At 69.3% G+C, this 25,521-nt stretch carries 17 protein-coding genes; all 17 read right to left on the reverse strand.

What is annotated here, in order from left to right:
- Positions 1-31 precede the first annotated feature (31 nt).
- The 17 genes from ACFQGD_RS27025 to ACFQGD_RS27105 all read right to left on the reverse strand — a co-directional run bounded on the left by ACFQGD_RS27025 (position 32) and on the right by ACFQGD_RS27105 (position 25,186).
- On the reverse strand, positions 32-1,081 hold the full coding sequence (locus ACFQGD_RS27025) for an MlaD family protein (RefSeq protein ID WP_345393654.1): 1,050 nt from the start codon (positions 1,079-1,081) through the stop codon (positions 32-34).
- Entirely contained in the window at positions 1,081-2,109 is a 1,029-nt protein-coding gene (locus ACFQGD_RS27030; RefSeq protein ID WP_345393657.1) for an MCE family protein, read from the reverse strand. The genes ACFQGD_RS27025 and ACFQGD_RS27030 overlap by 1 nt, the downstream gene beginning before the upstream one ends.
- Positions 2,109-3,119 (reverse strand): MCE family protein, encoded by a 1,011-nt coding sequence (locus tag ACFQGD_RS27035; RefSeq protein WP_345393660.1) that lies wholly within the window; start codon positions 3,117-3,119, stop codon positions 2,109-2,111. Before ACFQGD_RS27035 ends, ACFQGD_RS27030 begins: the two co-directional genes overlap by 1 nt.
- Positions 3,119-4,117, reverse strand: coding sequence for an MCE family protein (locus ACFQGD_RS27040; protein WP_345393663.1), 999 nt, complete (start codon positions 4,115-4,117; stop codon positions 3,119-3,121). Before ACFQGD_RS27040 ends, ACFQGD_RS27035 begins: the two co-directional genes overlap by 1 nt.
- Positions 4,114-5,127 carry an MlaD family protein gene (locus tag ACFQGD_RS27045; protein WP_345393666.1) on the reverse strand — a complete coding sequence of 338 codons (1,014 nt, stop codon included), beginning with the start codon at positions 5,125-5,127 and terminating at the stop codon, positions 4,114-4,116. Before ACFQGD_RS27045 ends, ACFQGD_RS27040 begins: the two co-directional genes overlap by 4 nt.
- 19 nt (positions 5,128-5,146) lie before the next feature.
- On the reverse strand, positions 5,147-6,151 hold the full coding sequence (locus ACFQGD_RS27050) for an MCE family protein (protein ID WP_345393669.1): 1,005 nt from the start codon (positions 6,149-6,151) through the stop codon (positions 5,147-5,149).
- Positions 6,148-6,993, reverse strand: a complete 846-nt coding sequence (locus tag ACFQGD_RS27055) for an MlaE family ABC transporter permease (RefSeq protein WP_345393672.1) — start codon at positions 6,991-6,993, stop codon at positions 6,148-6,150. The genes ACFQGD_RS27050 and ACFQGD_RS27055 overlap by 4 nt, the downstream gene beginning before the upstream one ends.
- A 10-nt stretch (positions 6,994-7,003) precedes the next feature.
- The gene (locus ACFQGD_RS27060; protein WP_345393675.1) at positions 7,004-7,804 is read right to left on the reverse strand and encodes an MlaE family ABC transporter permease; all 801 of its coding nucleotides are present in this window, start codon (positions 7,802-7,804) and stop codon (positions 7,004-7,006) included.
- The gene (locus ACFQGD_RS27065) at positions 7,801-8,787 is read right to left on the reverse strand and encodes an ABC transporter ATP-binding protein (RefSeq protein ID WP_345393678.1); all 987 of its coding nucleotides are present in this window, start codon (positions 8,785-8,787) and stop codon (positions 7,801-7,803) included. Before ACFQGD_RS27065 ends, ACFQGD_RS27060 begins: the two co-directional genes overlap by 4 nt.
- Positions 8,788-8,812: 25 nt before the next feature.
- Entirely contained in the window at positions 8,813-9,520 is a 708-nt protein-coding gene (locus ACFQGD_RS27070) for a hypothetical protein (RefSeq protein ID WP_345393681.1), read from the reverse strand.
- A 378-nt stretch (positions 9,521-9,898) separates the two neighbouring features.
- Positions 9,899-11,992, reverse strand: a complete 2,094-nt coding sequence (locus ACFQGD_RS27075) for an AMP-binding protein (RefSeq protein ID WP_345393684.1) — start codon at positions 11,990-11,992, stop codon at positions 9,899-9,901.
- A 149-nt stretch (positions 11,993-12,141) separates the two neighbouring features.
- Complete coding sequence (locus tag ACFQGD_RS27080) at positions 12,142-13,308, reverse strand: glycosyltransferase (protein WP_345393687.1); 1,167 nt, start codon at positions 13,306-13,308, stop codon at positions 12,142-12,144.
- Positions 13,305-14,114 carry an alpha/beta fold hydrolase gene (locus ACFQGD_RS27085; RefSeq protein WP_345393861.1) on the reverse strand — a complete coding sequence of 270 codons (810 nt, stop codon included), beginning with the start codon at positions 14,112-14,114 and terminating at the stop codon, positions 13,305-13,307. The genes ACFQGD_RS27080 and ACFQGD_RS27085 overlap by 4 nt, the downstream gene beginning before the upstream one ends.
- Positions 14,115-14,125: 11 nt before the next feature.
- The gene (locus ACFQGD_RS27090; RefSeq protein ID WP_345393690.1) at positions 14,126-14,443 is read right to left on the reverse strand and encodes an acyl carrier protein; all 318 of its coding nucleotides are present in this window, start codon (positions 14,441-14,443) and stop codon (positions 14,126-14,128) included.
- On the reverse strand, positions 14,440-17,457 hold the full coding sequence (locus ACFQGD_RS27095) for an acyltransferase domain-containing protein (RefSeq protein ID WP_345393693.1): 3,018 nt from the start codon (positions 17,455-17,457) through the stop codon (positions 14,440-14,442). The genes ACFQGD_RS27090 and ACFQGD_RS27095 overlap by 4 nt, the downstream gene beginning before the upstream one ends.
- Positions 17,457-24,398, reverse strand: a complete 6,942-nt coding sequence (locus ACFQGD_RS27100) for an SDR family oxidoreductase (protein WP_345393696.1) — start codon at positions 24,396-24,398, stop codon at positions 17,457-17,459. Before ACFQGD_RS27100 ends, ACFQGD_RS27095 begins: the two co-directional genes overlap by 1 nt.
- Positions 24,395-25,186 carry an SDR family oxidoreductase gene (locus ACFQGD_RS27105; protein ID WP_345393699.1) on the reverse strand — a complete coding sequence of 264 codons (792 nt, stop codon included), beginning with the start codon at positions 25,184-25,186 and terminating at the stop codon, positions 24,395-24,397. The genes ACFQGD_RS27100 and ACFQGD_RS27105 overlap by 4 nt, the downstream gene beginning before the upstream one ends.
- Positions 25,187-25,521 lie beyond the last annotated feature (335 nt).

The raw sequence follows: 25,521 nt of genomic DNA on the forward strand, positions 1-25,521 counted from the left end.
CGCACAACCGCCCAGGCCGCGCTGCGCCGCGTCAACGACAGCCCGCCTCGGTGTTGAGCGGGGCCTCGGACGTCTCCAGGCCGTTGCGGTACCGGGTGCCCTCGTAGCCCGTCGTGCACGGGAGCGGGTCGAAGAACGTCGGGAGGAGCCCGAAGTTCGCGCCGTCTTTGGTGATCACCGTCGACCCCGCCGAGACGACGTCCGGTGTGACGGTCAGCAGCCCCGCCAGCCCGTCGCGCTGAGCGAGCACCACCGTCGACGTGTCGAGCAGGTTGTGGATCAGTACGCCAAGCGTTGGCCCGCTCTCCTTGATCAGCCGCTGGACCTGCGCCGCTGCCGACGGCGCCTCGGTGAGCACCGCGCGGAAGTCGCCGTCCGCGCGCCGTAGCTCGGCGGCGACGGCCTTGGCGTTGGCCGCGAACGTCGTGATCGCATCGGACGTCGCGAGCTGCGTGTCCAGCACGGTGCTCGCGTCGGCGATGAGCCGTGTCGTCTGCGGCAGGTGCCGTTCGGCCTCCTCGGTGAGACTGGCGGATGCGTCCAGCAGCGCCCGCATTCCGGGCGCGGTGTCGCGGGTCGCGTCGTACAGCTCGTCGACGACGGTGCGCAGGTCCTCGCCGGGGACCGACGCGACCAGCTCGTCCAGGTTGAGCAGCACGGTCTCGATCGGCAGCGGTGTGCTCGTGTCGTCGCGTTCGATGACCGATCCCTCGGCGAGATACGGCGCACCGGAGCCGCGCGGCCGCAGATCGACGTACTGCTCTCCCGCCGCCGACCGGTTCGCGACGACGGCCTCGACGTCGCGTGGCACCCGCGGCGCGTCGTCGCGGATCCGCAGCTCCACCTCTATGCCGTCGTCCACAAGACGCAGTTCGCCGACCCGCCCGATCGGCACGCCCCGGTAGGTGACCTCCGCGTGGGTGAAGATGCCGCCGGAGTCGGCCATCCGCGCGGTGACGACGTAGCCGTTGCCGCCGACGAGCGCGTCAAGGCCCACGTAGGTCGCGCCGACGTAGCCGACACCGACCAGCGCGATGATCGCGAACAAGCTCACTTGAACCCGGACCAGCCTGCTGAGCATCAGCGCCCGCCCTTCGCATGGTGCTCGATGTAGAGGTTGATGTAGTCGCCCTTGATCGCGGGGAGCGCCGAGTCCGGGAAGGGGAACGTCAGCAGCATCTCCATCGCGGCGGGCAGGTCGTCGCCCGCCGTGGCGAGGTGTCGCAGCGTCGGTTCCAGCGCACGGAGGTCGGCGACCAGGTTGTCCCCGCTGCGGTCGACGGTCTCGACGGCCACATCGGACAGTCGATCCAGCGAGGTCAACATGGTCGTCAACGCCTTGCGCTGGTCCGCGAGCACGGCGATGCCCGGCTCGAGGTCGTTGACCAGCGTGGTGATCTTGTCCTCGCGCTCGGCCAGCCGCGCGGCGAGCTTGTCCGTGCCGTCAAGCGCCTTCGTCAACATGTCCGAGTTCCGATCGAAACTGGCGGTGAACGTCTTGATGCGCCGCAGCAGCGAGCGGATCTCGCCGGTGTTGCCCGTCATGGCGGCGTTCAGCTCGGCGTTGATGCTCTTGAGCTGCGACACCCCGCCGCCGTTCAGCACCATCGACAGCGCACCAAGGACTTCCTCGACCTCGGTGTTGCGGCTGGTGCGCGCGACGTCGATCCGCGCACCGTCGCGCAGCGTGCCACGCGGCTCGGCTGGCGCGGCGAGTTCGACGAACTTCTCACCGAGCATGCTGGACTGCCGCAGCCGCGCGACAGTGTTGGCCGGTAGCTCGACGTCGCCGTTGAGCAGCATCGTGACCTCGGCGGTCCTGCCGTCGGCGGACAGGGCGATCGAGTCCACCTTCCCCGAAGGGACGTCGTTCACCCGCACGCCGGACTGCGGCACCAGGTCGAGGACGTCGGTGAACTCAGCGGTCACGCGATACGGGTGGTCGCCGAGGTCCGCCCCGCCTGGTAGCGGCACGCCGTAAAGGCCGCCGACCGTGCCGCAGCCGCTGACGAGCACCAGTACCGCCGCTAGAACGGCGCCCAGACGCGGGCCCGCGGTCAGCCAGCCTCGCCATGGGCGTCGGGTCCGCGGTGTCGGCGCGTCTCGCATCAGTCGTCACTCCCGTTGCCACGCATGCTGAACTCGTTGAGGTTGACTCTGCTGTCGATCGAGCCGCCAGCGGCGTCGTAGGCTCGCAGCAGTCGGCGCAACGCCTTTGGGGCCTCGTCCAGTGCCTCGCTGAGTGAGTCGCGTTGCTTCGCCAGCACCCGCGCGGTGCTCGCCAGCTTGTCCACATTGGCCTTGACGTCGGCACGGTTATCCCGTACGAATGTGTCCACTCTGGCTAGTGCCGCTGATAGCTCCTTCATCGCCGCGCTGAAGTCCCGCCGTTCGGTGGCGAACACCTCCGACACCCGCGCGAGAAGCTCGTTGAACTCCCGTACGGTGCCATCGTTCTCCGCGAGCATGGTGGTGAACTTCTGCAATCCGTCGATGGTCTTGAACAGGTCCGATTCGGACCCGGCCAGCGTGCGCGCCGCCTTGCCCAACTCACGAATCGCGTCACCGAAGCGCTCGCCGTTGCCGTCGAGGGTGCCCGCCGCGCCGCGCAGCAGTTCACTGAGTGCGCCGTCGCCGTTCGCGCCGTCCGGGCCGAGCGCGGTGGTCATCTCGTCAAGACTGCTCAGCAGCTCGTCGATCTCGACGGGTACCACCGTCCGGTCGACGTCGATCACCGCGTCGTCCGCCATGCGCGGCCCGCCGTCGTACACCGGGGCTAGCTGCACATACCGGTCGCTGACCAGGCTCGGCGTGACGATCAGCGCCCCGGCGTCTGCGGGGATCGCGACGTCGGGGTCGAGCGACATCGACACCCTCACCCGCTCCCCCTGCGGTTCGACGGCGTCCACGGTGCCGACGACGACACCGAGCACGCGGACGTCGGATTCCGGGTAGAGCCCGACGGTGGTGGTGAAGTATGCGGTCACCCTCTTGGCGTCGTCCGTTATGACCAGCCAGGTGAGGGCGGTGGCGAGCAGGGCGACGACCGCACCGAGCGCCACCCCGCGGGTGACCCGACGCCGCTTCGGCTCCTGCCGTGGCTCCGACGTGGTACCCATCAACGACCTCCGGTGCGTTTCGGCGGTATGCAGCTCTCCGGCGCGTCGCCCGCCTCGATGATCAGTCCGCACAAGTAGACGTCGATCCACGGCCCGTTACTGACCGCGTCACCGACAAGGCGATAGAACGGTCCGGCGAGCCGCAGACTCTCGTTCAGGTTGTCCTGGTTGCGCTCCAGCACGGTTGCGACGTGCTTCAACCGCTGGAGCGCGGGCCGCAGCTGTCGCTGGTTGTCACGCACCACGCCGTCGAGCTCGCGCGCCAGCGAACGGGTGCCGTCCAGCAGCCGTCCGATGGCGTTGGCGCGCTTGTTGATCTCGCTGAGCAGCGTACGGCCGTCGGTGAGCAGCGCGTCGACGTTGCCTCGCTGCTCGGCAAGCGTCGTGGTGATCTCACTGGTGTTGCCCAGCAGCTTCGCGAGCTCTTCGTCACGGGACGAGATCGTCTTCGACAGCGACGCGAGCCCGGACATCGCGGCCTTGACGTTCTCTGGCGTCGTGGCGTCGAAGGTCTCGGTCAGTGTGCCGAACGCCTCCGCGAGCTCGTCGGTGTCGATCGCGCCGAGCGTCCGCGACAGCTCCCCGAAGGCGTCGTTGACGTCATACGGGCTCGACGTCCGCGCCAGCGGAATCGGCTCGTCCGGATTCAGGTCCTCGGTACCGAACGGCTCCAGCGCGAGGGTTTTCTGCCCGAGCAGGGTCTTGATCTCGATCGACGCCGTCGTCTTGTCCCCGACCCAGGCGTCATCGACGCGGAAGCTGACCAGCACCCGGTCACTGGCGAGCGAGACGTCGGTGACCGTGCCGACCTTGACGCCGCCGATGCGCACCTCGTTGTCCGGCTTGAGCCCGGCGGCTTCGGCGAACTCCGCCTGGTAGACGGTGCCGCCCACGACCGGCAGCCGCTCCCAGTTCAGCGCGAGAAACCCGAGCAGGAGCATCGCGACGAGCCCGATCAGCCCCATGCGAACGGGGTTACGTTCCCGGAACGACGTCATCGGCCACACCTCGCTACGTCGCGGGAGACGCCGACCGGTGGTCCGCCCGGTGGCCGTTCGGCGTCGGACACCGCGCCGCACAGGTAGAAGTTCAGCCACGAACCGTACGACGCGGCACGCCCGATCCGCGTGTACTTCAGCGGCAGGTTGTTGAGGAACCGCTCGAACTCCGGCGTGTTGTCCACCAATGTGCCGGTGAGGTTCCGCAGCTCCCGGACACTCTTCTTGAGAGGACCGCGTCCCTTGTGGAGCAACGACGCCGTGGACGACGTCAGCGCCGCCATGCCGCCGATCGCCTCGCCGATGGGGCCCGCGTCGTCGGCAAGACCGGAGACCAGCCGTCGTGTGGTCGCGATGAGCGATCCCAGCTGGTCACCGCGAGCGGTCATCTCGTCGAGCACGGTGTTGAGATTCGTGACCACCCTGCCGATCACCTCGTCCTTGTTGGCCAGGGTCGATGTGAGCGACGCGGTGTGCCGCAGCACGCTGTCGATCGTGCCGCCTTCACCTTGCAGCACCTGGACGATGTTCATCGACAGCTGGTTGACCTCCTTCGGCGTCAGCGCCTGGAACAGCGGCTTGAAGCCGTTGAACAGCGCGGTCAGGTTCAGCGCTGGACGGGTACGGTCCAGCGGGATCGTCGCGCCGGGGTCGAGTGGCCGGCCGATCTCGTCGTGGTCCAGCGCGATGTAGCGCTGCCCGGTGAGGTTGCGGAACTTCACCGCGGCCGTCGTCGTGGTGTAGAGCGGGCGATCGGAGTCGACGCTGAAGCTGACCTCGGCGTCGCGGCGGTCCACGATGCGGATGTCTTCCACCTCACCGATGCGCACGCCCGCCATGCGGATGTCATCACCGGGGTTGAGCGAGGTGACGTCGGTGAACACCGCCCGGTAGCCGACCGTCTGGCCATCGCTCCGATTGGCGATGGTGACCGCGAGCATCGCCGTGGCCAGCACGGTGACCACTGTGAACACGATGCCCTTGACCAGCGGCCGGATCACTCCGCGCACGTCGTGCCCTCCGTTCGCGTCAGCATGTGGCACCAGCCCGTCCCCCGGCCCCGGACGTCGCGCCGAGCCGGATGTGCAGGCCTGGCTCGTTCGTCCCCGCGCCGAGCGCTTTGTCGACAAGTGGTTTGAGGTCACTCACGGTGCCGAACAGGCACGGGAACCGGTGCGAGTGCTTGGCGATCAGTTCGAGAATCGGTCTGCTCGTCGCCGCGAGCGCGATCAGGTTCTCCTTGTTCGGGCGCAGGAAGCCGTCCAGTTCGGACGACGCACCCGCGACTGTCACCAGCAGCGCGCGCAGGTCCTGCCTGCGTTCCGCGATCGTCCGTGTCGTCGTCGCGGCGTCGGCGAGCGCGTCAACAACGTCCGGGCCCGCGATGCCGTAGGTGTCGAGCAGTTTCGCGAACTTCGCCAGGTCCCGTTGCAGTTGCGGCAGATGCGGGTTGAGCTCGGTGAGGTAGTCGTTGAGCCGCACCAGCGTGCCACCGAGTTGCTCGCCCCTGCCGTCCAAAGCCTGCGCGACCGAACCGAGGCTCGTGGCGAGCTTCTGCGGCTGCACCGCGCGCAACAACGGCATCAGGTCGTTCAGCACCTGCTCCAGCTCGATGGACACCGACGAGCGGTCCTGCGTGATGACGTCGCCCGCCGCGAGCGGGTCAGCTTCCGGCGTCTCGGGAACCACGAGGTCGACGAACCGCTGCCCGAACACGCTCTTCGGCAGCAGTCGCGCCGAGACGTTAGCCGGTATTTCGCCGAGTCGGTCCGGGTCGATGGCTAATGTCAACGTGGCTCCACCATCAGCGACGCGAATCTCGCGCACCGAGCCGACGACGACGCCACGTGCCTTGACGTCGGCACCCTCCGCGAGCTGCGTGCCCACCCGGTCGGCACGCAACGTCACCGGCACCGCGTCGGAGAACGCCTTGTCGTAGATCGCCACCGACAGCCAGCCGAGCAGCCCGAGCACGACGAGGAACACCACGCCGAGGCTTTGCAGGCCGACGCGCCTGCGTGTCGTCGCCCTCATCCGGCGATCCGCACGGTCGTCGTCGAGCCCCAGATAGCGAGGCCGGTGAAGAAGTTGAGGACCGCGACCAGCACGATGGCCGTCCGCACCGAGCGACCGACCGCGACGCCAACCCCCGCGGGGCCGCCGCTGGCGCGATAGCCGTAGAAGCAGTGCGTCAGGATGATCGCGACGCTGAACACCAGCACCTTGGCGAAGGAATACACCACGTCCTCCGGTGGGAGGAACAGGTTGAAGTAATGGTCGTAGGTGCCAGCCGACTGGCCGTACACCCACACGGTCGTCATCCGCGCGGCCAGGTACGACGTCAGCAGACCGATCACGTAGAGCGGAATGATCGCGACGAACCCGGCGATGATCCGGGTCGTCACCAGATACGGCACGCTGCGGATGCCCATGGACTCCAGCGCGTCGATCTCCTCCGCGATACGCATCGCGCCAAGCTGTGCCGTGAAGCCGGAGCCGACGGTGGCCGACAACGCCAGCGAGGCGACCAGCGGCGCTATCTCGCGGGTGTTGAAGTACGCCGACAGGAACCCGGCGAAGGCCGACGTCCCCACCTGATCGAGTGCGGAGTAGCCCTGGAGGCCGACGACCGTTCCGGTGAACACCGTCAGGCCCACCATGACGCCGATGGTCCCGCCGATGACCGCGAGCGCGCCGCTGCCGAAGCTGACCTCACCGAGCAGCCGGACGATCTCGCGCGAGTAGTGCCGCAGCGTGAACGGCGTCCACAGCAGTGCGCGCACGTAGAACAGCAGCTGGTCACCGAGGCGTTCCAGCGCGTTCATGCCCTTCTCGACGGTGAGCCGGTGCCTGCCGACCACCTTGAGCACGGTCATCGACATCGCCTCAGGCTCCCTTCGGCGGCACGATCCGCAGGTAGATCACGCTGATCACGAAGTTCACGAAGAACAGCAGCAGGAACGTGATCACGACAGACTGGTTGACGACGTCGCCAACGCCCTTGGGACCGCCGCGCGGGTTCAGTCCCCGGTAGGAGGCGACCAGACCGGCGAGGAACCCGAAGATCACCGCCTTGATCTCGCCGACCCACAGGTCCGGCAGCTGCGCCAGTGCGGAGAAGCTGGCCAGGAACGCACCCGGCGTGCCGCCCTGCACGATGACGTTGAAGAAGTAGCCGCCACAGACGCCGACTACGCTGACCATGCCGTTGAGCAGCGCGGCGACCAGCATCGTCGCCTGCACGCGTGGCACGACAAGACGTCGGATCGGGGAGACGCCAAGGACCTCCATGGCGTCGATCTCCTCGCGGATGGTGCGCGCCCCGAGGTCGGCGCAGATCGCGGAGCCCGCAGCGCCGGAGACGACCAGCGCGGTCACGATCGGGCTGGCCTGCTGGATCACGGCGAGCACGCTGGCGGCACCGTTGAACGACGACGCGCCGATCTGCGCGGTGAGCGAGCCGAGCTGCAACGTGATCACCGCGCCGAACGGGATCGCGATGAGCGCGGCGGGCACGATCGCCACGCTCGCGACGAACCAGAACTGCTGGATGAACTCCCGCACCTGGAACGGTCGCCGGAACATCCCGGCGAGGACGTCGAGTCCGAGCGCGAACAACGTGCCGAACTCACGCAGCGCGCCCTGACCGGTCGCGAGGAGGCGCACCTTGGTGTCGGCCACGGTCATCGCTGCTCCTGGGTGTCGACGCTGGCGAGCACACTGCGACGTGCCGCCTCCGGCAGCGTGGGCAGCATCCGCATCACCCGTTCCCGGCGACGGCGCACGGCGTCGCGCGGCGGCAAGCCCGGCGTCGGTTCCAGTTGCGGCACCACGCCCCGGACGTCTTCGCCGCCGTCGGCATGGCCCGCGCGGGCGTGCTCCCGCTCGGCTGCCATGGTCGCGGTGTCTTTCTCCTCGCTCATGCCGATCGGGCCAAGGCGGCGTCCGTTGAGGAACTGAGCCACTACGGGCTCGTCGCTGGTCAGCAGCACCTCGCGCGGGCCGAACATGACCAGCTCCCTGCGAAAGAGCATGCCGAGGTTGTCCGGCACGGTACGGGCGACCGTGATGTTGTGGGTGACGATCAGGATGGTCGCGTCGAGCTGCGCGTTGAGGTCGATCAGCAGCTGGCTGAGGTACGCCGTGCGCACCGGGTCGAGGCCGGAGTCCGGCTCGTCGCACAGGATGATCTCCGGCTCCAGCACCAGCGCCCGTGCGAGCCCCGCGCGCTTGCGCATGCCGCCGGAAATCTCGCCGGGTAACTTGTCCTCCGCGCCGCCGAGGCCGACCAGCTCCAGCTTCTCGCGAGCGATGCGCCGAACCTCCGACTCCGATTTGCGGGTGTGCTCCCGCAGCGGGAAGCAGACGTTGTCCAACACCGACATCGACCCGAACAGCGCGCCGTCCTGAAACAGGACCCCGAACAGCCTGCGCAGCCGGTACAGGGTGGACTCCCGACAGCTCACCAGGTCGGTGTCGTCGATGACGACGCTGCCGCGCTCCGGTTTGAGCAGCCCGATCAGGCACTTCAGGAACACCGACTTGCCGGTGCCCGACGGGCCGAGCAACACGCTGACCTCACCCGCGGGCAGCGTCAGCGAGACATCCCGCCAGATCGACGTCCGGCCGAACGACTTGCTCAATCCGTGGACGGCGACTTCGACGCCCATCGCACCTCCCACACCTCGTACCGGCTCAGTAGTCGAGACATCCGATGCACCGCACTTTCAGCCGCGTGATGAGCTCGTTCTTCGGCCCGGCGACCAGGCCGGTGAGCAGCGGATCGAGGTTTTCCTTCTCCCCGCATCCGGTGAAGGGCGGGATGGCGTACGTCGATTCAAGAACGCTTTCCTCGCCAGGAACCAGGCTGACGTCGCCGGCCATTCGGATCGCCGCTCCGGATGCCGTTCCGCAGTTCTTGCCGATAGCGAGCGGGACGCCGTCCTGTTTCGCGTCGCGAGCGCGAATCCGGAGCGGAATGGTCATGTCCACATGTGACGTCTGATTGAGTAGATCGAGCGTCGCCGTGCCCCGCGCTTTGCGTTGCTGGGTGAACTCCGTGGTCGTGGTAACCGGCATGAATCCGAACGCGATGAAATACCCGTCCGACGGCGGGAGTGTCAGGTCGCCTTCCAACCGCAGCGTTCCTGGTGGCAACGACGGGTCCTCGCTAATCTCGCCGTCGAACCGGCCAGGACCTATGTCCATATCGGACTGGAGGTTCGGGTTCGCGATGGTCGTCGTGCCGTTGACGTGGAATGACACCTTGAGCGCGACCCCTTGCTGGAACGCGGCGTACCCCTGTTGGAGCGCGGCCTGCGTCTTGGCGGTTGCCGGGCGCTGGTCCGCGGTCGCCGACGCGGACAACGTAGGCACCGCGACAGCGGCGATGACGATTCCCACGACGACGGAAACGGTTTTCCGTACCGCGGATCGTAGTTGTCGCCGTGCCATCGAAGCGCTTTCCATCCGTTCATGAATGATCAACGTCAGCGTTACGGCGGGAACACTATCGAGGCGTTATGCCCGTCACAACGGATCATTTCGAACGACGGGTGATGGCGCGTTTTTGTTGTCTTTTCGGCACGAGGACGGCGCGCCGTTTTGTCGCGCGCGGAGCACAGCGCGCCTGGCAGCCGCCACCGCCATACCCTGTGGAGCGTGAGCGTTTCTGGTCGTTGTCGCGACCGGAAACACTCACACTCGCCAGGCGCAGCACCGGAAGTCGGGACTCGGGCCTCCGTAAGGTGCGACTCGCGGCGAATACGGTGAGACTCACGGCTACCCGGCCGACGGCGTGTGGGGATACGCGGTGCCGTCGACGAGCAGGCGCTTGAGGATCTTGCCCGTCGGATTGCGCGGCAACTCGTCGACGAAGTGGACGTCACGCGGCACGGCGAACCGCGGCAGGCGATGGCGGATGTAGCGGCGCACCATCTCGGCGTCCAGCCGCGCCCCCTCGCGCACCACGACGTACGCGACCAGCCGCTGTCCGTACTCGACGTCCGGCGCCCCCACCACGGCGGCTTCCTCGACCTGCGGCAGCAGCGCGATCGCTTCTTCGACCGAGCGCGGGAAGACGTTCTCGCCGCCGGAAATGATCATCTCGTCCTGCCTGCCCGAGACGAACAGCCTGCCGTTCGCGTCGAGGTAGCCGACGTCGCCGGTGTCCATGAGCTTGTTCTCGATGTCCTTGGAGCCACCGTCGGTGTAGCCGTCGAACAGCATCTCGTTGCCGACGAAGATCCGGCCCACCGAGCCGTATGGCACCGGCGTGCCGTCGTCGTCGAGGATGCCGACCCTGGTCCCGAGCGGCGGCGTGCCCGCCGTCGTTGGCGCGGCGCGCAGGTCGGTTGGTCCCGCGATGGTGCCCCAGGACACCTCGGTTGAGCCGTAGAAGTTGTAGAGGACGTCACCGAAGGCGTCCATGAACTCGGTGACCAGCGCGCCGGACATCGCCGACCCGCTGCTGGCGACGACACGCAGGCTGGACGTGTCGTAGCGCTCGCGCACCTCGGCGGGCAGGTTCATGATTCGCCGCAGCATGATCGGAATCGCGAACAGTGAGGTGGCGCGGTGTTCGGCGATGGCACGCAGGCACGCCTCGGCGTCGAACCGTTCCTGGAGCAGCACGGTGGCGCGCAGCGGCGTGCTGATCTGCAACGCGGCGAGACCCCACGAGTGGAACAGCGGCGCGGCGATGAACATCCGCTCACCGGTTCGCAACGGCAACCGCGACAGCATCGCCGCGACCACCCCGAGTCCCTTCGGCGTCGGCCGCCGCGCGCCCTTCGGCGTACCGCTGGTGCCTGACGTCATCACCACGAGCGTGCCCGGACGTCGTGGCGGGCGCAGGTGGACGTCGTACGCGTCGCGGAGCAGGTCGTTGATGCCCTTGCTGGCGCTCACCGATTCCGGCACGCGCCGGGAGGTACTGACCCGCAGGACGTCGTCAGGGAGATACCGCAGCAGCGCGTCGAACTCGTCGTCGGCGATGACGGTCTCCGCGCCGTGCTCGGTGATGGCGTCGACCAACTGCTGCCCGGCGAGTCCCACGTTGAGCAACAGCACGTTCGCGCCCAGCTTGCCGCACGCCAGGAGCGTCTCCACCATGACGGCGTGGTTGCGCGCCAGGATCGCGACCGCGCTCCCGCTGTCGATGCCGAGCCCGCGCAGGCCAGCGGCGAGCCGGGTGGACATCGAGTCGACCTCGGCGAAGGTACGAGTGCCGTGCTGGTCGACGACCGCGAGTTCCTGCGGCGAGCGGGCGGCGGCACCGACGTAGCCGCCGACGAGCGTGTGCCCCCACTTGCCCACCGCCCTGAGCTGCGCGATCCCCTTGCCCGGCTGGGCGAACGTGAGCACACCGGTCGCGCGCAGCGTGCTCGCGACACTGAGCTGGAACGTCGCGCCGTCGCCCCGGTTGGCGATCACCGACGTCGACGCGCGGTCGAGGAAATCGCAGACTCGCTGCATGCCGTCCCGCACCCACGCGCGGACCTCGTTCTTGGACCATCGCGTGTTGTCATGGCACAGCGCGGGTTTGAAGAACGACAGCGACACCATAGTGCGTCCTGGACCGTCATCGGCCAGGTTGACCGAGCACCAACTGCCGTTGTCGGGGTCATTGCCGAGCGCCAGCTTCTCGCTGTGCCTGTTGAGCACCGTCCGCACCGTGTGCTGGACGATCGTGCCGCGCAGTTCGATGGTGAAGCGGTAGCGGGTGGGCACGTTCGGTTCGGGTGATCCGATGCGTTCGCAGTCGGTGATGCCCCGGAAGAACCTCGGGTACATCTCCGGGTCGCCAAGCAGTTGCCAGACCTTGACCCGGGGATGACGAACAACGGCGTCGAAGACAATGCAGTCGGATGGCATCGTTGGCACCCACCTTCCCTACCAGCACGTGCTCGCGCACCCGGTAACGCCCCATTAAGAGACGCGGGTCGAGAGCTGGTCAAGGGCAGTGCCGCGTTCTTGACCGAACGCGACGGCGGGTCACACGGTTTTTGTCACGCGACACACAGCTATCGCGTGTCGGACTGCGTGGAACCACAAGGATTGTCGGCGAGCGCGACGAGGTGATCGGCCGCGGCGACGGCACCGCCTGCCGCGCGGAAAGAGCGCGCGATCCTGCGAGCGGCGGCGCGGTAAGTCTCCTCGGTGAGCACGGCGTCGATGGCGGCACCGATGTGGGACGACGTGGCGCGGGCGAACCGCAGTCGCACCCCCGCGCCCGCCTGGACCACCTGATCGGCCACGATCGGCTGGTCGTCGCGGATCGGTGCGACCACGAGCGGCAGACCGCGCGCCAGCGACTCGCACACCGTGTTGTGTCCCGCGTGGCAGAGCACGGCGTCAGCGTTGTCCAGCACCGCGAGCTGCGGCACCGACTCCCGCACAGTGACGGTGGCCGGGGCGTCGGCGACGACGCCGCCAAGGTCGGTCACGACGGCGTGCAGCCACGGGCGTTCGGCCAGCGCGGCGACGCACTCGCGGAGGAACCGCTCACCAGCGGCGGCGTTGACGGTGCCGAGGCTGACGTAGAGCAGTGGGCGTGCGACGTCGAACGGCGGCGCATCGCTTTCGGACCGTGCCACGGGGCCGACCAGCCGGGTGTTGGCGCTGATCGTCGCCGTGTCACCGAGCAGGTCGGCGGTGGTGAAGCCGAGCACCAGGTGCGGTGAGTAGCGCAGGTCGCCGGTCCGGTCAGGGTCGCCGTAGCGGCCGCGTAGCTCCGCGAGCCGCGCGGCCACCCAGTCGCGCACCTTCGGCATCGCGGCGAGCGGGTCGGTGAACTCCGAGGACGTCGTTGCCGACGTCGCCCACGGCAGCCCGATGCGTTCCGCGACCAGCGCCCCGGCGAACGCTTGCTGATCGGCGACAACGATGTCCGGTTGATCGACAGCGACGGCGTTCTCGACGGCGGGCACCATCTCGGCGGCGAGCGGCAGCAGCACCCGCTCCCACAGAAACCGCAGCGCGTCGAAACCGCGTTGCTGCGCGGGACGATCTACCGCGCCCGGCAGCCGGACATGCCGGATCGTCGAATTGTCCGGCAGTAGTCCACTGAGGACCTCGGCGTCGCCTACCCACGACACGGTGTGGCCGCGCGCCGCGAGTTCCGTCGCGACACCTGCCACCGGATTGATGTGACCAGCGAACGGTGGGACGACGAACAGGAAGCGGCTCACGCGACGCCTGCCGCCTCTCCGCACGCCGGTTCGTGCTGGGCGACCCAGTCGAGCACCAGCTCGCGAACGGTGTGGTGCCGTTCGACGAGCACCGAGTGGTTCTGTCCCTCGATCACCTCCGTTGTGCAGTTCGGCAGCGCGGCTTGCAGCGCGTGCGGGTTGTCGCGCTGAAACCCCTCACTGCCCACGATGGACAGCACGGGCACAGTGAGCGCCCGCAGGTCGTCGCTGGTCAGTAGCGGCCCACGCGGGACGTCGGTGATGATGCTGGTCGCCTGGATGATCAGGCCGGCTGCCTTGGCGAGCCGCGCGTGGTGGCCGCCGAACGTCTCGGCGAGCCACGCCAAGTTCTCCTCGGCCGACATCTCATTGACGACGTTGCCCAGCGTGCGGCGCATCCGGTCCGCCCACGCGGTCGTCGCCGGTTCGGACTCGATGGACACCACGCTGGCCACCCGCGCGGACTCGAGGGCGGCGAGGCTGAACGCGATGGTGCCGCCGAAGCTGTTGCCGATCAGGTGCACCGGCCGGTCGATGCCGAGGATGTCCAGCAACGAGGTCAGGTCCGCCACGAAGTCCGCGACCTGGTAGCCGTCCCGTGGGCGTTCCGAACGGCCGTGTCCACGCAGGTCGTAGGCCAGCACATCTACCCCTGCCGCCGATAGCGGCGCGGCGAGCGTGAGGTAGAAGCTGGCGAGGCTGTCGTAACCGAGCCCGTGGACGCACACGACGATCGGCGCGGGACCGGTGTGCTGCCGCGACCGCGTCAGCTGGAAATGCGTGCGGACGCCGTTGACCTCGACCATGCCCACGCGCGTCAGCCCTCCGTTCCGGCGGCGGCGCCTGTCGCGGTCGCGAGTACGAAGTCCACTAGCGTGCCGATGCGCAGGCCGATGACGTCGTCCAGCTCCTTCTCGGCAAGAAACTCCGCGAGGTTGACGTGCTCGCCGTAGCGTTCGGCCAGCAGCGCCCCGATCTCGACCAGGTCGATGCTCTCCATGCCGAGATCCTCGTGGAACGTCGTGTCCGGGGTGACGTCGATGTCAAGGCCGCCGTACTCGTCGAGCACGCGCGCCAGCATCGCGGTGATGTCGGCGAGCACGCTCGCCTCGGTGAGTGGGTGTGTCGCTGTCATCGGGTTCCTCCTGTCGCCGGGGACGGGCTTGCTTGCGCCGGGAGCGCGGCGACGGCGTACTGCCTCGCGGACAGCCCGTCGGGGTTGCGGATCACGTCGGTGCGTACGCGGTACTCGGCGTGCGGCGTGCGCAACGTCAGGTCGGGGCCGTCGACGTCGCTGAGCGCGGCGGAGTGCTTGTGCTCCTGCCGCGAACTGGCGACCGCACGCGCCGCGGCGAGCCGAGCGAGCGCGACCGGCAGCGGATCGGATGTCGCCGCGCGGAGCCGATCCAGCAGCGCCTCCTCAGCGGCGGTCACCGTCTGCTGCACGGCGAGCGACCCCTCGACGACCTCGGTGGCGGCGACCGGGCCGTGGTGCGCGACGGTGAGTTCGTGCGTCTGGGCGACGTGGATGTGCTGGCCGTCGACCGCGTCGGTCGAGGATCCACCGGGTCGGGACATCACCGCGCGGAACTGGCCCGCCGTGTCCTGCCGCACCCTCAGCTCAGCGGGAAACAGCGGGCCGTGTCCGGCGTCCCACAGCAGACCACGCGCCGCGTCCTTCACCGCGATCCGCGCCAATAGCCAACGTCGCCGTTCGGTGGGGGCGAGCTGGTCGTATTCGGCGCGCTCAGCGGCCGCGAGATACTTGCGCAGCAGGAACTCGCGAGTCGACACACTGGGCCACTCGTCGGCGACCACCCACCACCCGCCGTGTCGCGTCGCGAGTGTGTGGCGCTCCGGGAAGCGGTGTACGGCGCACACGCGCTCGTCGCCCTCGATGCGGAAGTCCTTCCACCCGGTCACCGAGATCGCGACGCCGTCGTGGGTACCGATCTGGCCGTCGACAGTGACCCACGCGTCACGACCATCGGTGACCGCGATCGCGGCGTCGACGACGGTGCCCGGCGCGGGCTCGGGCCGGTGGAAGCGGATGCTGGCGATCTCCGCGGGGAACGCGATGCACCGCCGCGGATGGCATTCCACCAGCCACTGCCCGATGAGCTGGCCGAGGTTGTCCAGCAGCGCGCCGGGCGGTTCCGGCACGGTGATCTCACCGCGCATGCCCTGCTCCGCGACCGCGACCGAGCGGGTGATGCCCCGGAACGCCGGGCCGTGGAACATCCAGCGCTCGTCGTAGAGCCGCCGCGCGGTGAGCCGCGGGAGCCGCTCGTCCGGCCAGGGTGGCCAGGGACCCGGCGCGCGATCTCGGGAGGGGCAGCTCGGGGCGACGAGCAGTTCGGCGTCGGCGTAGTCGCCCAGGCTGACGTCGAGGGCGATGTGCCCGGCCTCATCCGGCGCGGCATCGGCGGGCCGCACCGTGACGTCGACGCGGGTCGCCGGCGCGGCGACCAGCCAGCGTCGCAATCGCACGTGTCGTACTTCGGTGACGACGTGCCCAGGCACCGCCGCCAGCGCCGCGTCGATCATGTGGGCGACCATGGTGGTCGCGGGCAGCACCGGCCTGCGGTCGGTCTCGTCGGGCCAGTCGTCCCGCTGTGCGGCGAGGCAGTGGTCGAGCAGGTACGGCATGGACGTGGTGGAGACATCCAATACGGACACTGTGGGAGTCGCGGGCGTGACCGAAGGCGGCTGGCGCGCCGCGGATGGCCGCGGGCTGGCGTTCGGCTGACGGTGCCGTGCCGCCGAGACGACGTCGGCGACCGCGTCCGCCGTCTCGGAGAGCAGTTGCCGCAGGTCATCGAGGGCGGGCATGGTCGCGCCGAGCGCCCGCAGCCGCGAGAGCGGGTCGTCCGGCCCAGGCGGCGGTGAGAGCGGGTCGCCTGCCGCTGGCTTCGGCGGCAGCGCATCGTCTGCCGTCGGTTCCGGCGGCGGTGAGTAGCCCATTCCTGGTTCGAGGGCGGTGAAGTCCGGCGAACCGCCCTCAACCCAGACCGCTGTCGCCACCCGGCGCAGTTGCGCGACGCCGCCGCGGTGCGCTGAGTTCGCCGCGATGGTCATGTGCGGGTAGCCGCGCAACGTATCATCGATCAGTGATCCGAGCTGCCCGGCGCCTACCTGCACGAACACCCGCACACCCGCGTCGTGCATCGCGCGGATGAGCGCGGTGAACCGCACCGGTTCCAGTAGATGCCGGATGCTCAGCTCGCGGATGGCGCCCGGATCGTCCGGGAACGGCCGCGCCGTCGTCGCCGACCACACCGGCAGCGACGGTGGGCTCATCGGCAGGCTCGGTAACCCGTCGGTGAGAAACGGCCCGAGGTACGGTCGCAGCATCGGCGTGTGGAATCCAGACCGGAACGGCAGCGGCTGACACAACACACCGGCACCACGCAGGTCCGCCATGACCGTGGCGACCACATCAGATGGTCCACACACCACTGTCTGGTTCGGTGAGTTCTCGTGCGAGACCACCATGCCGTCGCGGTGTTCGATCGTGGCGGCGGCACGTTCCGGTGCGCACCCAAGTACCGCGAACTCCACGCCGGGAATGCGCAGCGCGTCCAAATCAGATCGAGCGACCATGCCATCGAAGTCCGAACGCGACACGATGCCGCCCGCGATCATCGCCTGCCACTCCCCCGCGCTGTGGCCCGCGACGGCGTCGGGCCGGACACCCAATGCGTGCAGCGCTTCGCCGAGCAGACCACCGACGGCGAACACCGAGGCCGCGTGCCGGCCGACGGTGCTGGTGCTCAGTTCGGGCACGCTGACGCCGAGCAGGTTCGCGACGTCCTCGATCCGCGGGTCGAAGTCCGCCTCGAGTCCGGGGAAGACATACGCCAGGCCACCCGTGGCCAGCAGCGGTTCCGGGGAGAACCAGATGTCCCTGCGGCCACGTAGCGGCGCGCCCTTGGCGACGATCCGTCGAGCCATCGCGAGTCGGTCAGGTGTGGGGTCGACGACGCCAAGGCGAGGCCCGGGCGCGGTTTCCGCCGCGACGTCGTCGCCCGCGATCAACGCGTCGAGCCGTTCCACCAGCTCGGCGTTGGTCGACGCGGCCAGCAGGAGTATCCGTTCGGTTTCCCGCGCGGCATCGGGTTCCCCGTGAGGTGCCGTGACCGTGCGCACTACCACTCCGACGCGGTGTAGACGACGGACGTGTCCTGCCGAGGACCCCACGCTAGTTCGCGCAGGAGGCACGCGACGCCCTCGTCGGCGTCGATCAGGCTGATGCCGCGCTCCGCGTAGCTGCGGGCGAGCTCGGCGCTGACCATCCCATCGTGTTCACCGGTCGGTGCCCACGGTCCCCAATGGACGGTCACGACGCGCTCCGCGGCCGTGCCGGACGACGACGTGCCCAACGTGTCGAGCGCGTCGTTGGCGGCGGCATAGTCGGACTGACCTCGGTTGCCGAAGGTCGCTGCGATGCTGCCGAACAACACCGCGAATCCCGGACGCTCCGGCAGTCGCGCCAGCTCGTCGAGCAGCACCGTCGCACCGTCGACCTTTGTGCCATACACCCTGGCGAACGAGTCCAGGTCCTTGTCAACGATCAGCCGGTCATCGATGACGCCAGCCGCGTAGACGACGCCGTCGAGGCGGCCGTGGTCGGCGTGTACCTGCTTGACCAGGCGGCGGATTGACTCGGCGTCGCGGACGTCGACGGTGTGGTAAGCGACGTCGCTGCCCGCCGCGCGCAGCTCCGCCAGCGTCGCCGCGACCTCACGCTGCGCCAGGACACGTTTCGCGGCTCGGTCGACGTCGGCGGGCGCGGCCCCGTTCGTGGCCCCGTTTATGGCCCTGTTCGTGGCCCTGTTCGTGGCCCTGTTCGTGGCCCTGTTCGTGGCCAATGCCGTGCGCAGCGACGGCAGGTCGCTCGCCGCGGCGAGCGTGGGGTCCTCCGGCTCGGTCGGTAGCGCGGTCCGGCCAGCCAGCACGATGCGGCAGCCGGTCGCGGTGGCCAACGCGGAAGCGGCACGGGCGGTGATCCCTCGCGCACCACCGACAAGCAACAGCACGGAGTCGGCGTCGAGGCCCATCGCCCGTGCATCGGCAGGGCCGGTGGCGGTCCCGGCGAGCGGCGCGGGCACCAGGCGATAGGCGTGCCTGCCGTGTTCGGAATGCGCCACCACCGGCTCGTCGTCGCGGGTGAGCAGTTCCCCGACAAGGCCGCGCGCCACCTCGCCGTGCTCGGCGTCTCGGTCGAACTCGACCAGCCGTGCGGCGGTGTCCGGATACTCGCGCCGCAACGTGCGGACGAAGCCACGCAGGCCAGCGGCGGGCGACAGTGGGCTATAGCCGGTCCGCGCGGCGACGAGCAGCCACCGGGGCGTGCGCCCGACCGCCGATCGGAACAGCGAATACGTCTTCGGAAGCACGGGACCACGTTCCGGATCTGTGGCGTGCAGCGAGATGACGCCGTCGACCGTGGCGATCAGATCGCTGACATCGTCGGCTGGCCCGGTCACGAACGGCATCGCGCCACGTGCCGACAGCTCGGCGGCCACCTCCTCGGCGAGCGCGTCGTCGCCGCCAGCGATAACGATGTTCGCACCGACGAGCGCGGCTGGATCGACATTCGTCGCGGCGTCGGCGGCCGCGTCGTTGGCCGAGGTGAGGTCGAGGACGTACCGGGCGGGTGCCGCCACGCGGGGTTGTGGCTCGGGGTCCGCCTGGGTCTCGGGGGATGCCGCTGGGGCATCGGGCGTGGTCGTGGCGTCGGTGTGGCCAGCCACGCGCGCCATCGCTGTGGCGTCGCTGGCGGGGGCCTCCGACGGCGAGAGCACGGCTGCCATCGCCGCCGCCGTCCTGGCCTGCGCGAGGTCCTCGACGCGGTCAGCGACGTCGCCATTGCCGCTCGTGATGTCAATGTCGCGGAGCCGCGTGTTCAGCTCCCCTGCGATCTCGGTGCGCTTGATCGAGTCGACACTCAGGTCGGCTTCCAGGTCGAGGTCGGGGCTGATCATGTCGACCGGATAGCCGGTGCGCTGCGCGATCACCTCGATGACCGTGGTCAGCACGTCGGTACCAGCGGCGGCGTCGGAGTCAACCGCCGAAGGCACGGCCGGGACCGACACCGAAGCTCGCGTCCGCGCTGACACCGGAGCCTGCGCCAGTGCCGAAGCCCGCGCGGCGCCGGTGTCCTGCGACGTCGGAAGGGGCGGATCGACGTTCTGCCGCGTGGGCGTGCCGAAGTACGACAGCAGCACGTCACGTTGCGCCGCGATCAGCTCCCTGCTGGTGCGCAGGAAGTCGCTGACGAGCGCGTCGCCGTTCGTGTCGGGGGATGAAGCGGGCATCGTGATGTCCTCGATGGGTCGGGCGGGCGCGAGCCCGCCGGGAAGGAACTCGCCGTCGGTAGTGCGCACCGTCGCGCCGTTGACGACCCAGCCAGGCCTGCGCGGTGGTGTCAGCGCACTGACGTCGCGGGCGTCGCGGCCGGTGAACAGTAGTCCCGTGCGCACCGGAACCCCCGCGACAGCCAGGCGCGCCAGCGCCGTGAGCAGGCCGGCGATGCCATCGCACGTCGACGTCTCCAAGCTGACGGCGGTGTGCGGACGGTCGCCAAGGATCGCGCCGACCAGCCCGGACAACACCCGGCCGGGCCCGGCCTCAACGAAAGTCCGGACACCCGAGGCATACATCGCCTCGATCTGCTCCGTGAACCGCACCGGAGCGCCAACCTGTGCGGCCAACTCCGCCGCGACATCGGTGTCCTCGGCGTCCTCGGCGTCCGTCTGGTACGGCGCCGCCGTGCGGTTGGACCACACCGGATACCGCGGCGCCCCGATCGGAAGCTTCGCGAGCGCCGACGCGAAACGCTCGCCAGCGCCGTCAATCACCGGGCTGTGGAACGCGCACGCCACCGGCAGGCGCGTCGCCGCGATGCCCCGCTCCTCAAGGGCGTCGAGCACCGTGTCTAACTGCTCACTCGCGCCGGAGACGACGACCTGGCCCGGCGCGTTGTCGTTGGCGACGACGACCCGGCCACTCGCGCCCACCGCGTCGATCGCTTCCCGCGCCTGGGACGCGGTGGCGGACACGGCGGCCATGGCACCGGGGTCATCGCCCGCCGCCCCGAGGATCGCCTCGGCACGGGCGGACGACAGCGCCCGCAACGTTTCGGCATCGAACGCGCCGGCCGCGGCCAGTGCGACCAACTCGCCGTAGCTGTGCCCGGCGTAGGCGTCGGCGGTGACGCCGAGGGTGCGCAGCAGGTCGTGCGCCGCGAGCCCGGTGATGCCGAGCGCGGGCTGCGCCATTCGCGTGTCCCACAGTCGTTCGGCCTGAGCGCGTGCCGCGTCGGGGTCGAACGCCGCAGGCGGGAACAGTGTGGCCAGCACGTCAGGGTTGTCCCCGGCGAACCGATGCAGCTCCGGAAATGCCACGAACAGCTCCGCGAGCATTCCGGGGCGCTGGCTGCCCTGGCCGGGGAACAGCATCGCGAGTGCTCCACGTGGCGCGTCGTCCGCGCGGAACAGCCCCCGCGCGGGGTCGGTCTCACCGCGCAGCGCCGCCCGTAACAACGACTCCAACTCGCCAAGGTCGCTGGCGACGATGGCGATCCGCACCGGCGCGTTGTCCACGCTGGCCTGCACGGACGCGGTCTTCGCGAGGTCGCGCAATGTCCACGGCTCGCCGTGCGCGGCGTTGGTCTCGAGCAACGTGAGCAGCCGCTCGATCCCGCGGTGCGCCGCCGCGTCGTCGTCACCGCGAACCAGGACCAGCTCGGCGGGCCACCGTTGCAGCCCATGCCGGTTGCTGCGCGCGGAACGGTGTCCACTAAGAAGGACGTGGAAGTTGGTGCCACCGAAGCCGAACGCGCTCACGCCCGCATGACGCCGTTCCGGCTCGACCAACCACGGCGACGGTGACTCGTGGAACACGAACGGACTGCGTTCGGCGTCCCAACCAGGATTCGGCTCGACGATGCCGTGCGTCGGCGGCTTAACTCCGGTGTAGACGGACATCGCGATCTTGATCAGGCCGGCGAGGCCCGCCGCGCACTTGGTGTGGCCGATCTGCGACTTCACCGAGCCGAGCGCGCAACTGCCGCGCGTAGCACCGGCCTCGTCGAACACGCTGGTCAGCGTCTCCAGCTCGGTACGATCACCCACGACGGTGCCCGTGCCGTGCGCCTCGATCAGCCCCACCTCGGCAGGCGAGACGCCCGCGCCCCGGTAGGCCCGGTCGAGCGCCCTACGCTGGCCCTCCGGGCGCGGCGCGGTCAGCCCGAGCGCCTTGCCGTCACTGCCGCCGCCGACGCCCTTGATCACACCGTAGATTCGGTCGCCGTCCCGCTCGGCGTCAGCGAGGCGCTTCAGCACGACGCAGGACACTCCCTCGGACAGCGCGATGCCGTCGGCGGCGGAGTCGAACGGCTTGCAGCGCCCGGTGGGCGACAGCGCACCGACCGACGCGAACAGCAGGAAATCCTCGATGGCGTTGTGCAAATCGGCGCTGCCACACAGCATGACGTCGCTATTGCCCGTCGCCAGCTCCTTGCACGCGGCGTCCACTGTGGCTAGTGACGACGCACACGCGGCGTCGATGGTGTAGTTCATGCCACCGAGGTCAAGTCGGTTGGCGATCCTGCCAGCGACGACGCTGCCGAGCCTTCCTGGCAACGAGTCCTCGCTGAGCAGCGGAAGTTGTTCATCCAAACCGGGCGGCAGTGTCCCCACATAGGACGGCAGCACCATTCGCACCGTCTTGGCGTTGGCGAGGTCGCTGCCAACGGCGGCGGCGAACAGCACGCCCGTGCGCTCCCGGTCGATGTGCCCACCCGCGTCAGACAATGCCTGATCCGCGACCCGTAGCGCGATGAGCTGCACAGGTTCGATCGCGGTCAATGCGGACGGTGGGATGCCGTACGCGAGCGGATCGAAGTCCAGGTCGGAGAGAAATCCGCCCCATTTGGACGGAGTCCAGTCGCCACGCGGTGGTCCGTCCTGTGTGTCCGGTGACGCGTAGTAGACGTCCGGGTCCCAGCGCTCACGCGGCACCTCGGTGACGGCGTCGACGTTGGCCAGGATCCGCGACCAGTACTCGGTGAGATCATCAGCGCCGGGATACGTGCAGGCCATGCCCACGATGGCGATGTCGAGCGGCGCCGGTTCCGCCGACCGCGCCGCTGGACCGAACTCGCCGCGCAGCGCCGCCGCCCGCTCGTCGAGGAACGCGGCCGCGCCGGACGTGACCGAGGCGTGCAACGCGGCGATCGTCGTGACGTCGTCGCGCAGTGTGGCGACCTGACCTGCCATGAACAGCCCCAGCTCGCGCTGCTCACCCTCGGTCACGGTAACCAGTTCGTCGCCCTCACGCCACAGCGCCTTGCTCGCGATGCGCAGCCTGCCGACGTTGAGCCTTTCCAGCCGCTCCCACGCGTCCCGCTGTGGCACGCCGTTCGTCGCCAGCTCGTCCACTGTGGAGCGGAAGGTGTCGGTGAATGGGCTCGCCACGCAACGGGTGGCGTGGCCGGGCGCGGTTTCCAGCAGCTCGGTATGCTCGGCGTCAAGTATCTGCCGCTGGAACACTGGCCCGATCGCGCCGTGTGTGACGGCTTCCTCGGTGACCAGGTACCCGGTGCCCAGCAGCACCCCGACGGCGACGCCGTGGCGGGCCAACGGCGCGGCCAGCGCGGCCACCATGGCGGCGGAGCGCTCGTCGTGAATGCCTCCCGCGAACAGCACCCGCAGGTCGTCGCCGGTTCCGGTGGCCTCGATGTGGTCGAGCAGCACGCCGAGCTGTGCCTCCCACAACGCGAAGCTGGTCCTCGGTCCGATGTGACCGCCGCACTCGGAACCCTCGAAGACGAACCCGCGCGCCCCCGCGTCGAGGAACTGCGCCAGCAGGCCGGGCGAGGGCACGTGCAGGAACGTCGTGATGCCCTCGGCCTCCAGCTCGCGAGCCTGGTCGGGCCTGCCGCCCGCGATGATCGCGCTCGACGGCCGCACCCGCTTGATGAGGTCGAGCTGCGCGCCGCGGACGTCCTGCGGCGCGAAACCGAGCACACCGACGCCCCACGGCTGTTCGCCCAGTTCATCGCGAGTGCGGGTCAGGAGGGTTTCGGTCTGCTCCGCGGTGGCGAGCGCGAGCGCCAGCATCGGCAGCGCGCCCTCGCTGGCGACGGCGGCGGCGAACCCGGCCTGGTCGCTGACTCGCGTCATCGGCCCCTGCACCACGGGCAGTTCAGTGCCGAGCACGGTCGACATCGCCGATCCCGCGCTCAGGTCCGCGCGCTCGCTGACGACGTCCCGGATCGCGGCCAGCACCGCGCGCACCGCCCTGGTCACCGACCCGTACGACGCGGCGAATCGGGAAGCGAGGAAGGCATCCTGCCCGACCGGCAGTGTCACCCCGTGTCTGCTGACAAGTACCCGCACACCGTCGTCGATGGTGCTTTCGGTGCCGTCACTAGCGGCGACCGCGGCGCGGACGTCGTCCGGCAGCTCGGACTCCGGGAGCAACGCGAGCTGCGTGTCGAGCACGACGCCCGCCGCGCCACCCGCGATCGCGGCGGCCGCCGTGTGCGGGCCGATGCCGCCGCACAGCCACACCGGAACGTCGATGCCCTGCCGCAGCAGCTGCTGGAGCAGCACGAACGCACCCGACTCGCTTACCCTGCCGCCCGCTTCGGCACCGCGCGCGATGACCCCGTCCGCGCCGCGTGCCTCCGCGTCCGCGGCCTCCTGAGCCGAGATCACCTCGACGAGGACGAGGTACCGGTCTGGTATGTCCCTGAGCTGCCACGCCGAGTCCGTTCCCAATACGACGGTGTCGACACGGTCGGCGTTGTCGCCAAGGACGTCCAGCACGGCGTCGCAGCTCAGCGCGCAGTCGCCGGTGACCCGGATGCCAATGGCGCCATCGGCTGTCAGGGACACTGCCCGTACGAGGGCGTCCGTGGCGTCACGCCCACCGTCGCCGAGATCAACGACACCGAGGCCGCCCGCACTGGTGACCGCGATCGGCACGCCACTGCCCGGCAGCCCGCACGAGCTCAGTCCCAGAAGCAGGGTGCGGCGTGGATCCCTGCCCGCTGCCGTCGGATCGTGTTCCGTCGTCATCGGCGGCCCTCTCGTTGCAGTTCGGTCAGCCAGCCATCGGGGTCGGCTGCCTTCTTCGCGTACAGCTGCGCGACCTCGGGGTGCGGCAAGATCAGGAACCGTTCGTCCGCGATGCCGTCGAGTGCGTGCTCAGCGACGTCCTCCGCCTCGAGGAGCGGACCGAAGTCGGCGACGGCTCGCGCGGCGGGATGCCCCGCGGCCAGCGCGGGCATCAGCAGTCCAGTGCGGACGCCGAGCGGGCACAACGCGCTCACGGTGACGCCTGACCGGCGGTAGGTGGCGGCGAGCCATTCGGCGAGGCCAACGGCCGCGGCCTTGGTGACCGAGTACGGCGCGTCGCCTGGCAAACCGAGCAGCCCCGCGGCGGACGCGGTGATCATTACGTGCCCCGAGCCCCGCGCGGCCATCCCCGGCAGTACCGCCTGCGCGAGGTGGACGTGTGCCATGACATTGACTGACAAGGCCGCTGACCAGCGCTCCCGCGGGGCGTGAACGCCCATGCCGACGGCGATGCCCGCGTTGGAACACAGAAGATCAACCTGGCCGAACTCCCGCTCGCTCCTCGCGATCAACTCGGTGGCCTGCGACTGGTCGCCGACGTCCGTGCGATGCGCCAGCACCGGAACACCAGCCTCGCGCACCCGCGCCGCGACGTCGCCGGCTGCGGCCGCGTCGATATCGGAGACGACGATTCCGCCCGGCTTCTCGCGGGCAAACCGTTTGGCCATGGCGGCGCCGATTCCCCCACCCGCTCCGGTGATCACCACGATTTTTTCGCGCAGTTTCATGAGCTCCTCCGGACCGGATTCCCAGCGGCTACCGACGCCGGTATCCGTCGCGGCGGCAGTGCATTTTCGATACTGCGGGAAAACTAAGTCGCTGCTCCGAAGGCGTCAAGCGAGCGGGTATTTATGCGTACCCAGCACACGGTTGCCGCATCGGAATTTGTGCGCTGGTGAGCACAACGCCTCTACATCACGGATAGTGAAAGCCCTGATCACAGCAAGTCGACATGCGCCTTCGACGTGCCGCTATGGCGTCGCGTTGTCGTGTGCGTCCAATCACACATCGGTGTTGTATCCGCCGCTGACAAGTTCTCGCAAGTGTTTGGCGCACCTCGTTT

The organism is Haloechinothrix salitolerans (assembly GCF_042662605.1).
GTDB lineage: Bacteria > Actinomycetota > Actinomycetes > Mycobacteriales > Pseudonocardiaceae > Haloechinothrix_A > Haloechinothrix_A salitolerans.